This window comes from Komagataeibacter kakiaceti JCM 25156, assembly GCF_000613305.1.
In genome coordinates this window covers 1-10,291 of record NZ_BAIO01000050.1, presented here as the reverse complement: position 1 = coordinate 10,291, position 10,291 = coordinate 1, and the positions used below count along the sequence as shown (strand labels likewise).

Here is a 10,291-nt window from a genome sequence, read left to right as displayed (position 1 = left end):
CGCGCCGCCCATATCCCCCAGAAGATTGCCGCTGGTGTCCAGCTTGCCGTCGCCTGCTTCCTTTTCCTCCTTATCGGCCTGGGCGCGTTCTGAATCGCGCAGGGTCGCGGGGTCGGTTTCATTGAGCAGGGGGGTCGAATTACCCAGTCGCGCCCGGTCTTCTTCAATCTGGGTCTGGGCATGGCCCGTTTCGGACAGGACCAGACCGAAACAGAGCAGGCCCGATCCGCAACATAGCCGGACCATATTGCTGAAAGGCCAGTCTTTCCACGATGGCGCACACAGAGTGGCCCCGCTAATGGCTTGCATCACGCACCTATGAAATTGATAATCGGTCTCATTGATATTAATTATCATTTATGCGGGAAACTTTTTTCGGTCAAGCCGTTTTGCAAGTCTTTCGCAACAAGAGCGCCCGTCCGAAGCGTGATCCCCAGCTTTGTGACGAAAATGTCACATAAGGTAACGCAGGCATCATCCCGATCCGTGTGCACCTGTATCCTCCGGGGCGGGGCCGTGGGTGACGGGACGCGCCACCCCGTCTTGCGCCGCTTCTCTGAATCATCATCCGGTGGTACGATGGCCAGAGCAGGATAAGGTGAAACGGATGCCCCGACAGAAACAGCCGGCGAAGGAAGCCGCCAGTTGTGACCATTGCGCGCCGGAGACCGAAGCCAGAAAGGTCGCGCAACCGCACAAGAAGGCGCTGGTCAACCGTATCCGCCGGATCGAGGGGCAGGTCGGTGGTGTTCTGAACATGATCGAGAATGATCGCTACTGCGTCGATATTCTGACCCAGATTTCAGCGGTGAAATCCGCGCTGGACGGGGTGGCGATCCAGATTCTTTCCACCCATGTCAGTGGATGCGTGCGCAAGGCGGTCATGGAGGACGGGGGCAATGCGGAGATCAGGGAGATTCTGGATCTCATACGCAAGATGATACGCTGAACACCCCATCGTATTCCGCGGTCTGGTCCATGAATTTTGCATGGACCCATGGTGGTGATATCGAATTACACTATACCCATATGAGGTATGGGCGCATCTTTTCGTCCCGTGGCATTCCAGCGGTTCCGGTTTTGCTGGTCACGCGGGGCGCGCGAAGATGGGCGGGAAAGGAATGTAGTGATGGCAAGCACGGCGCACCTTACGGTTGAAGGCATGTCCTGTGGCGGGTGTTCGGGTAAACTCAAGGCGGCGCTGGAGGCTGTTCCCGGTGTGTCGGCGGTTGAGGTGGTGCTGGAGGGGGGCAAGGTGACGGTGGAATATGATCCCGCCGTGGTCGATGTTTCCCGTCTGGTCAACACGGTTGAGGACACCGGCTTCGACGTGGTCTGACGGCATTTGGGGTGCCAGGAAAAAATGCTTCCCATCATCACCCCCAAAGTATAATGCCCGCCATGTCTGGATGTGGTTCATCTGTGCACGGGAGCCCTGAATGGTCAGGACACATGGCCGGATACTGATCGGTTTTCTTGCCTGCCTGCTCATGCAAGCGGGGCTGCTGATCGGTGCCTTCCCCATGTCGGCACAGGCCCATCCGCACGCCCATGTCGCCATGGCGGCATGTCATGACATGGCCGGGACGCACTGCACGCCATCCTCCACGGCCCTGCCGGTGGGGCACGCGCATCATCAGGATCCGTGCTGTCATGTCCATCTCTGTGCATCCGACCTGTCATCTCCCACACCAGCCCAGCGTCCGGGCCAGCCGCCGGGTGTGAATACGCGGGCGTTCATGTTCCATGAACAGGTGCGTCCTGTCGGGGGCGACTGGCTGCCCCCCTTACGTCCCCCCAAATTCCGGAATAGCTGAAGGGCCACAAGGCCCGCATCGCGCCGCGCTGTCCCTGCGTCGGATAGTGTTTTCGCCAGCTCTGTTTCCGGATTTTTTCATATGTTCATACCGTCTCGTATCCGGGGCGGCCTGACACGTCGCCGTTTTGTCACGGGCCTTGGGGCTGGTGGCATGATGGCCGCCTTGCCCTGTCCGTCGCGCGCCAGCCGGGTCGTATCCGGCACGGTGCCGCCTGCGTCCAGCGCGGTGTGGAACATGCGTGTCAGCCGAAACCGCGTGGAAATCGACCATAAGGTCCTTCATACAGCCTGCATGGAGGGCAGTGTTCCCGGCCCCATCCTGCGGTGGCGGCAGGGGGATACGGTCACCATCAACGTGACCAACGCCCTTCGGGACGAGGATACGTCCATCCACTGGCACGGCATCCGCCTGCCCGCGAACATGGATGGCGTGCCGGGGCTGAGTTTTACCGGCATCCAGCCCGGTGAGACATTTACCTACCGCTTTCCTGTCCGGCAGAGCGGAACCTACTGGTACCACAGCCACTCCGGCATGCAGGAGGCGCAGGGGCTTTACGGCGGCATCGTGATCGACCCCCGCGCGTGGACCCCAATGCGTGTGAGCGCGATTACGTCATCCTGCTGTCCGAATGGACCGATGTCTCCCCCACGGACATCATGAACAACCTCAAGATGCAGGATGACTACTATGTCTTCCGCCAGCGCACGGCGGCGTCTTTCCCGCGTGAGGCCCGCGCTGCCGGAAGCGCCATGGCGGCGCTCAGGGACCGTCTCGCCTGGTCACGCATGCGCATGGCCGCGACCGACATCGCCGATGTCACGGGTATCATCTACACCTATCTGCTCAACGGCCATGCGCCGGACATGAACTGGAGCGGCCTGTTCCGCCCCGGTGAAAGGGTGCGCCTGCGGTTCATCAACGGATCATCCATGACCTTTTTCGATGTCCGTATTCCGGGCCTTGAAATGCTGGTGGTGCAGGCGGATGGCAATGATGTCGAGCCGGTGCCGGTGGATGAATTCCGCATCGGGGTGGCGGAAACCTATGATGTGATCGTTCAGCCCAGGGATAACCGGGCCTACAGCATTTTTGCCCAGAGCGAAGACCGTACCGGCTATGCGCGCGGCACGCTTGCCCCCCGTGAGGGCATGGCTGGCCCGATCCCACCCATGGATCCGCGCCCGGTGCGCACCATGGTCGATATGGGCATGGGGGACATGAAGCCGGGTGAAAGCATGAAGGGCATGGATATGTCCGACATGAAACCGGATGATGACATGGCGGGCATGGACATGAAGGACATGGATATGTCCCACATGGCCCCCATGGACCACCCGCCGATGGAGGTGGATGATCCCGGCCCGCCGCCGCTGAATGTCGAAAACCAGAATGTCGCGAAAATGCCGGTGGACCGTCTTGGCAGTCCCGGCGACGGGCTGGAGGCCAACGGCCGCCGGGTGCTGAACTACCGCCAGCTTCGCGCCACCCGGCCGGGGGCGGATCAGCGCCCGCCCACGCGTGAGATCATCATGCACCTGACCGGAAACATGGAGCGGTACATATGGGGCTTCAACGGGCGGAAATTTTCTGAATCCGGGCCGATCCGCCTTCGCAGGGACGAGCGGGTGCGATTCACCCTCATCAACGATACGATGATGGAACACCCCATCCACCTGCATGGCCTGTGGAGTGAACTGGAAAACGGGCAGGGCGCGTACCGCCCCTACAAGCACACGCTCATTTCCCAGCCGGGTTCGCGCATGAGCTATCTGGTCACGGCCGATGTTCCGGGCATGTGGGCCTATCACTGCCATCTCATGCTGCATATGGAACTGGGCATGTTCCGCACGGTGATCGTGGCATGAAGCGGGCGTTTTTACTGGCGGCGTTCGTGCTGTCCGGCATGGGACCGGCGGCGCGCGCCCAATCGTCCGGCACGGTTTACCGCGCGGCCGATGCGCCTTCCGCCACGCCCGTGGCCTATCTGGGCGGTATGCGGCCCGTCATGGATCAGGCCAGCTATTTCCACGGAATCCTTGATCAGCTGGAGGGACGTTACGCCCCCGGCGGTTCGGATTTCCGCTGGGATGGCGAGGCGTGGTACGGCACGGATTACAACAGGGTCTGGCTCAAATCCGAAGGAACCCTTGAGCATGGCCGCCTGCATGACGGGGACCATGAACTCCTCTACAGCCGTGCGGTCTCGCCCTATTTCAATGTGCAGACGGGGGTGCGGGCGGATATTGACGATGGCCCGACGCGCACATGGGGCGCGCTGGGCGTGCAGGGGCTTGCCCTCTACCAGTTCGAGGTGCAGGCCACGGCGTATGTCAGTGACCGGGGGCGGTTTGCCTCCCGTCTTGAGGATCTTACGATTTCCTGCTGACCAACCGCCTGATCCTTCAGCCACAGGCGGAATTCAATCTCTATACCAAGTCCGACCCCGCCCGGCAGGTTGGCGCGGGCCTGTCCGATGTCGATGCCGGGTTGCGGCTGCGTTATGAAATATGGCGCAAATTCGCGCCTTATGTGGCCGTTACCTATTCCGGTTACCTGACACAGGCCCGGCGGATCGTGCATGACCAGCGCGGCGAAACCGGCTCGCTCAGGTTCAGTTTCGGGGTCCGGAGCTGGTTCTGAAAGAATACCTGCGCTCATGCACGGATAGACAGACTGGTTACTGGCATTGCCCTGGCCGTGACATTACGCGGGTTGAAGCCGCTGGCTGCGGCCCGCGCAATGGTGAGGCGTTGCTGTCAGGATTGTGGATGGTTACAGATTGTTTCTTTCCTGTTGACCTGACTGTTTTTCAATGACAAGGAATTGAGGATAAACGGTCTAAATTAAGCGTGAGAAGCATACCCGACCATGAAGCAATCCGCCTGAACGATATTTCCCGCTTCTGCCGGCGGGTCTGGCAATTCAGGGGGCGGTATGCCGGGCTGGGCCTGCGGGGCGGGGGCTTATGCTCCTTTTCCTCATGTACTGGGTGGTTTTCAAGTATATTGACCCGGTAGGGCTGGAAAGCGCGACCAAATCGGCATCGGGTCAATTCTTCTCCGCCATTACGGAGCCATTTTACGGTTACGGCTCCCACGGGCGGTCGCAGTCACATATCGCGGTTGTGGAAATATCGGATGATTCCCTCGGCTATTTCGGGGAGGCCTGGCCGATTTCCTATCACCGCCATGCTATCTGCTTAAACAGATACTGGATGCAAAACCCGCCGCCATTCTGGTTGACATCTACTTCAATGGCGAACGGCAGAATGATGACCTGCATGCCCTGGACGGCGTGCTGGCGCAGGCGCGGCAGATGCATGTGCCGATCTTTTTCGTGCATGGCATTCCCGGTGATCCGACCGGCATGCTGCCCGCCCCGCTGACCCCCTATCAGGTCTATTCAGGCTGGGTGGGCGAAAAACCGGGCATGTACCCACTGCATGTGCACGTGCCGGGCGGGGATGAGGAAGCAACTGCCCCCACCGCGGCTTTCGCCATGTACAGCGCGCTCTGTGCCGACCGGTGGCGCAATCTATGCCATGTTGATGAGTCATTCGAGGAACCCGCCTTCGTGCGCTGGGGCGTGTATGTCGATCCGGTCCAGAAACAGGTTTTCAACAGTTCCGGCGGCTGCGTGGATGCAACGGCAGGGGGGGCGTCGCGTGTGTGGCGCGCCATAGGCACCGGTTTTGATGCCTTGTGGGGGCAGTGGGTTCCGCCCCGGGAAAACGCCTGTTTCTACCCGCTGACCATGGATGCGGCGTTGCTGGACAACATATCGCCACGCACGAACCGCCCCTATACGGATGTATTGCAGGGCCGCGCGGTCTTTTATGGTGGCGATCTGGCCGCCATGCATGACGTGGTCAACGCCCCGGCCATCGGGCAGATTCCCGGTGTCCAGTTGCACGCCATGGCGTTCGATAACCTGCTGACCTATGGGACGCAGTATTTCCATGAAGCGCCCGGTTTCATAAAAACCCGTTATCTCTCGCTCGACAGGGCGGAGATGGTGGAACTGGTGCTGTGGATGGCGCTCAGTCTCAGCCTTGTCATAAAGCATCTCAGGGCTATCGAGAAGAACCAGGCGCCTTCGCGCACCGGTAGTGAACAGAACACAAAGGTGGCCGAAAAAAAGACCGGCAGGCGCGCGCCGCCCCGGAAGCACGATGGAAGCCCCCGCCACAGACTGTTCAGCCGCGCCAAGATCGTGGCGGCCGCCGTGTTCTGTACTGTGTGCTGTGTTCTTGACCTGGGGTCACGCCACATATTCTCACCGGTTCTTATCGGGCTGTACGGATTTGTATTCATACTGATCGTACTGATGCCCATCGAGTTCGAGACACGAACCTATCTGAGAAAGCTGCGGCAGGTCCTGTGCATCAGCGCCGTGGCCTTCTGTGTCAACGAACTGTTCTTTCACTGGCCCAATACCGACTGGATCGGCCTTGCGCTGTTGTGGTTCACCGTACCGGAAGTCAATGAAGATAACAGCCCGGTGCAGAGTATATCGAGCTTCTGTTCATCCATCTGGCGCAGGCTTGTTGTCAGATATGAAAGAACAAAAACATTCATGAACCTGGGTCACAATACCGGTCAGGATAAATGACCCGTGGACCCGATCTGTCAGAGGAATTTGAAATGAAGCGTTATTTTTATCCTGTCCTGTTCGTTGGCGCGCTGATGGCGGGCGCCACGTTCGCCCCCCAGCCGGGCCATGCGGCCCGGGCCAATATGGTGACGGATGTCTTTGCCGATTCCGTAACCGTTTTCGGGCCTGACCATAAGCCGATGGGCAAACTGCCCGCCGCCGCCCTGCTGCACCGCCCCGTGGTGGGGGAAGACCCGACAACCGGCCTGCTCAGGATCCAGACGGACAAGGGCGTGGTCATGGTCAAGCCGGGCAAGGTCGGGACCAGCGCCAAGGTCGAACTCCCGGCTGAGGGGGACTGCCGGCTGCTGCGGCCAGCTTCCGCCAGCCGTGAGGATAGTTCCACCTCCGGTCTGGCGTCTGGTTGCAACTGATCCCAAGGTCAAGACAGCATGAAATACCGTTGTGGCTTCGGAAATCTGGCGCTCTCCATTCTGGCCTGTACCGGTCTCATGGCCGGGCAGGCCACGGCCGCGCCGGATGTTCCGGGCAAGGGCAAATATATCTCCGTCATTACGCCTGTCACGTCCTATCCCGGCATGCAGCCCGGCCCGCAACTGCTTGATCCGAACAACAAGATTCCGGTTGGCGTGCTGTCGGAACCCGTGACGGTCGCCTATCTGAAGAAGATAGCCAACAACCTTCTGGCAGGCTGGCAGGGGCCAAAGCCCCCCCTTTACATCTATATCCAGCCCAACGACCAGTTCACCAGTGACGCCACGATTGGCGGAACGCTGGTGTTTACTACCGGCATTCTGAACTATTTCGCCACGTCGCCCGAATTCCAGTCGGAAGATGCATGGCCTTCGTGGTGGCGCACGAACTGGCCCATGTCCTGCTGAACCACCCGGCGGACATGCGCAATTCCAAGAAGATGATGGACAAGACCAACGGGGCGCTCCAGCTTATGTCCGCCATGGCGCATATGGCGAAATATGCCCCCGTGGGCGGCGGCGCGGCGCTGGCCTATGTGGCTGACAGCGCGATGGTCGAGATGGCGCAGGAATATATTTTCCCGATCTGGCAGCGGGGGCAGGAGGTCGAGGCCGATACCCTTGCGATCGACCTTATGGCGCGGGCCAACTACTCGGTGGAGGAAGCGCTGAAGGTTCTGGAAATCTTCAAGCAGCGCGAGCAGGAGGAACACGAAAAACAGGCCGCGCTGGACCGGGACTTTTTCAAGGATGTCGTCAGTACCGGCAACCCGGTTACCGGCTTTCTCAATCAGGGCATCGGGTGGCTCGGGCGTAATACACAGGCTACCCTGCATGATATTGCAGCGGACCATCCCGGTGGCGGCAAACGCCTTAAAAAGGCGCGTGCGTATATCAACCGTGAATATGATGACCAGATGGTCACGCTTCGCTCCGCACCGTTCCACAGCTTTATCGGGCAGCAGCCTGTAAAACAGCTTCTGACCGATGTAAAAAGCCTGAACACGATCCAGACCGCATCACTCGACAAGCATAACGCCCCGAGCGCCGATGCGACGTTGCGCGTCCTGCATAATGTAAAAAGTCCCGCGGTGCAGCGGAGTGAATATTACTTCTATCTGGAATACATGGCCCGCCAGCAGAAAGGGCAGGGGAACCAGATGCTCGGCCAGTTGCACCAGGCCTATCTGAGGCCCGATGTGACGGAAGATATCGCCAAGGCCTATGCGCAGACGCTGGAAACACAGAAGCAGTACACGCAGGCGCTGGGCATATATGAAAATATCCAGAAGCAGTTCGGGGATGACGGTATGTACGCATACCGGATCAGGGTTATTAAAAAACAGAACCCGAAGGGGGATACGGCGGTTCTGATGGCCAAATGTATTGCAACGGGTGATGACGCCATCAAGACGCTGTGCAATGACGCGCAGAATAATAAACTCTGACAGTCATGTGCGCGGGTAATCTTCTGTAAATCAGAAGAAAGTTTCTGGTGACGCTTTAAACGCCGCCTTTTGAAAAAAGGCGGCGCTCCAAAGCCTTTCATTGTTTTTTGTCAATCAGTTGTTTTCAAACAACCGTTTAGCCATTCATCAGCGCCAGCCCCTCCGCGACCGAGACGAATTCCCCACCCATATCAACCCGTTCGCTTCCAAACCGCCTGACAAACAGGTTGCGCACGGCCGGTACGAACGAGGTGCCGCCGGTCAGGAACACCCGGTCAATCGCCGTTGCGGGCAGGTTGGCGCGGGTAAGGGCCGCCTCCACCGCGTTATCGAAGCGGATCAGGTCGGGCGCGATCCAGCTTTCGAATTCCGTGCGGGTAATTTCGCGGCGGATTTCCAGATTTCCGTAAGAATACTCCAGAACTGTCGCCCCGGCGGAGGAAAGCGCCCGTTTTGCCGCGCCAACCGCGCGATAGAGCGTCTGACCCTGCTGGTCCTCGATCAGTTTCATCAGCGCATGCAGCCTGTGGGGTTCGGACGCGGTGCGGGCGACATCGGCAATGGCGCGCAGTGTCTGCGGTGTGCGCATGAGCGCCAGACGGTGCCAGTGGCCCAGGCTTGCATACCATTCAGCGGGCACCGGCAACGGCTGGCCCCCCATGACCCGGTAGGTGGCGTGCCGACCCAGTTCGGGCGAAATGACGTGGTCGATAATCCGGTAGTCAAGCTGGTCCCCGGCAATACCAACACCGGCATAGCCCAGGGGGACGGTGCCCTGCGCGGCGTCCGGGTCAAAGCGCAGGATGGAAAAATCGCTCGTGCCACCGCCAAAATCGGCAACCAGAACCGTGGCGGGTTCCTTCAGCCTCTGGGCGAAGCGCCACCCGGCGGCTTCAGGTTCCAGAGCGATGTTGACATGCTGGAATCCGGCGGTGCGAAAACTGTCGCGCAGGCGCTGCTCGCCAAAGGCGTTGTCGCTCCTCTCGCCCGCAAACTGCACGGGCCGCCCCACTGTCGCGCTGACATGGGCGGGATCAACCTGAATGACACGCATGAGACAGTCCAGAAAGCGCGCGATCAGCATTTCCAGCGTCATCACCCGGCCCAGCAGCCGTGTCTGCCGGAAGGAAGCCTGCGCCAGATAGGACTTCATGGACATGATCAGTCGGCTTTCCGCCGGGTCTTCCAGATAGGCGTCAATCGCGGCGGCCCCGATGGCCTCGTGCAGCGGCGGCTGGCCGGGCTGCGTTTCCTCATGCCACAGGCAGAGTAACGAGCGGCATGTCTCGGCCGGTGGATGATGCGGAAAGGAGAAGCGCATGGGGCGCGGCTGTCCGTTCGCATCCAGCATGACCACGACCGTGTTGGTCGTGCCGAAATCTATGCCGAGCCGTATGGTGGGGGAAGAAGCGGGGGAAGACATGGCGCCTGATTAAGCATCCCTCCCGCCCGTGTCCATCCATAAGAAACCGTTTTAAAAATCCTGCCTGTTCCGATGGCGCAGGCCATGGGGCAGGGCAAGGGCGACCACCACCCCGGCAATGGAAAACGTCATGCACCAGACCAGCATGCCCGCAATGATGTCATGCCACGTTGTGATTACAAATGCGATCAGGGGCGCAAGAAGGCGTGCTGCCCGCACGGGGGTACGGTCGCGCAAGGGGAGATGTGGCAACCCGTAACGGCCCGGGTGCAGCCACGCATGGCATGACAGGCTGACAGCCCACAGCAACAGGGATATGGCGATGGTCATGCCCTGTCGCCCGCAATCCGGCGGCGCGCGTATAAGGCCGTGAACGCAGCCAGCAGGCTTATGGCAGCCACACCCGCATGAATGCCGGGACAGGTCATCCACGCGCCGGGGGCGGTCAGGATGTCAAGCAATGGCAGCCCGCATCCCAGCACCACGATCCCGCCCAGTTCCTCACGCCAGCCG

The 10,291-nt window shown here is 60.1% G+C and carries 9 protein-coding genes and 4 pseudogenes; 9 read left to right on the top strand and 4 right to left on the bottom strand.

Going from position 1 to position 10,291, the window contains the following annotated elements:
• A pseudogene (locus JCM25156_RS21780) lies at nt 1–246 on the bottom strand (carbohydrate porin); the annotation flags it as partial.
• A gap of 361 nt (nt 247–607) precedes the next feature.
• Here JCM25156_RS21780 and JCM25156_RS05390 point away from each other — a divergent pair.
• The 9 genes and pseudogenes from JCM25156_RS05390 to JCM25156_RS05345 all read left to right on the top strand — a co-directional run bounded on the left by JCM25156_RS05390 (nt 608) and on the right by JCM25156_RS05345 (nt 8,355).
• On the top strand, nt 608–949 hold the full coding sequence (locus JCM25156_RS05390) for a metal-sensitive transcriptional regulator (RefSeq protein WP_025812390.1): 342 nt from the start codon (nt 608–610) through the stop codon (nt 947–949).
• Between the two features lie 180 nt (nt 950–1,129).
• Entirely contained in the window at nt 1,130–1,339 is a 210-nt protein-coding gene (locus JCM25156_RS05385) for a heavy-metal-associated domain-containing protein (protein WP_183480602.1), read from the top strand.
• A gap of 100 nt (nt 1,340–1,439) precedes the next feature.
• Nucleotides 1,440–1,817, top strand: a complete 378-nt coding sequence (locus JCM25156_RS05380) for a hypothetical protein (RefSeq protein WP_025812388.1) — start codon at nt 1,440–1,442, stop codon at nt 1,815–1,817.
• An 81-nt stretch (nt 1,818–1,898) separates the two neighbouring features.
• A pseudogene (locus tag JCM25156_RS21775) lies at nt 1,899–3,685 on the top strand (copper resistance system multicopper oxidase).
• A gap of 38 nt (nt 3,686–3,723) precedes the next feature.
• Nucleotides 3,724–4,460: pseudogene (locus JCM25156_RS21770) on the top strand (copper resistance protein B).
• Nucleotides 4,461–4,985: 525 nt separating this feature from the next.
• Nucleotides 4,986–6,431, top strand: a complete 1,446-nt coding sequence (locus JCM25156_RS05360; protein ID WP_084296452.1) for a CHASE2 domain-containing protein — start codon at nt 4,986–4,988, stop codon at nt 6,429–6,431.
• A 32-nt stretch (nt 6,432–6,463) separates the two neighbouring features.
• On the top strand, nt 6,464–6,847 hold the full coding sequence (locus JCM25156_RS05355; RefSeq protein WP_148299331.1) for a hypothetical protein: 384 nt from the start codon (nt 6,464–6,466) through the stop codon (nt 6,845–6,847).
• 18 nt (nt 6,848–6,865) lie between these two features.
• Nucleotides 6,866–7,315, top strand: coding sequence for a hypothetical protein (locus JCM25156_RS05350; RefSeq protein WP_025812385.1), 450 nt, complete (start codon nt 6,866–6,868; stop codon nt 7,313–7,315).
• Nucleotides 7,273–8,355 carry a M48 family metalloprotease gene (locus tag JCM25156_RS05345; protein ID WP_025812384.1) on the top strand — a complete coding sequence of 361 codons (1,083 nt, stop codon included), beginning with the start codon at nt 7,273–7,275 and terminating at the stop codon, nt 8,353–8,355. Before JCM25156_RS05350 ends, JCM25156_RS05345 begins: the two co-directional genes overlap by 43 nt.
• Nucleotides 8,356–8,491: 136 nt before the next feature.
• Here the strand turns inward: JCM25156_RS05345 and JCM25156_RS05340 are convergent, their stop codons facing one another.
• From JCM25156_RS05340 to JCM25156_RS29345, 3 genes and pseudogenes are all read right to left on the bottom strand, one after another.
• Nucleotides 8,492–9,778, bottom strand: a complete 1,287-nt coding sequence (locus JCM25156_RS05340) for an Hsp70 family protein (protein WP_025812383.1) — start codon at nt 9,776–9,778, stop codon at nt 8,492–8,494.
• 51 nt (nt 9,779–9,829) lie between these two features.
• The gene (locus tag JCM25156_RS05335; RefSeq protein WP_025812382.1) at nt 9,830–10,108 is read right to left on the bottom strand and encodes a hypothetical protein; all 279 of its coding nucleotides are present in this window, start codon (nt 10,106–10,108) and stop codon (nt 9,830–9,832) included.
• Nucleotides 10,105–10,291: pseudogene (locus JCM25156_RS29345) on the bottom strand (PepSY domain-containing protein); the annotation flags it as partial. The gene JCM25156_RS05335 and the pseudogene JCM25156_RS29345, both read right to left, overlap by 4 nt.

Bases quoted from the DNA above. Each gene is read 5' to 3' on its own strand.
- JCM25156_RS05340 (WP_025812383.1), bottom strand. From the start codon at position 9,778: ATGTCTTCCCCCGCTTCTTCCCCCACCATACGGCTCGGCATAGATTTC.
- JCM25156_RS05390 (WP_025812390.1), top strand. From the start codon at position 608: ATGCCCCGACAGAAACAGCCGGCGAAGGAAGCCGCCAGTTGTGACCAT.
- JCM25156_RS05385 (WP_183480602.1), top strand. From the start codon at position 1,130: ATGGCAAGCACGGCGCACCTTACGGTTGAAGGCATGTCCTGTGGCGGG.
- JCM25156_RS05350 (WP_025812385.1), top strand. From the start codon at position 6,866: ATGAAATACCGTTGTGGCTTCGGAAATCTGGCGCTCTCCATTCTGGCC.
- JCM25156_RS05355 (WP_148299331.1), top strand. From the start codon at position 6,464: ATGAAGCGTTATTTTTATCCTGTCCTGTTCGTTGGCGCGCTGATGGCG.
- JCM25156_RS05380 (WP_025812388.1), top strand. From the start codon at position 1,440: ATGGTCAGGACACATGGCCGGATACTGATCGGTTTTCTTGCCTGCCTG.
- JCM25156_RS05345 (WP_025812384.1), top strand. From the start codon at position 7,273: ATGGCCTTCGTGGTGGCGCACGAACTGGCCCATGTCCTGCTGAACCAC.
- JCM25156_RS05335 (WP_025812382.1), bottom strand. From the start codon at position 10,108: ATGACCATCGCCATATCCCTGTTGCTGTGGGCTGTCAGCCTGTCATGC.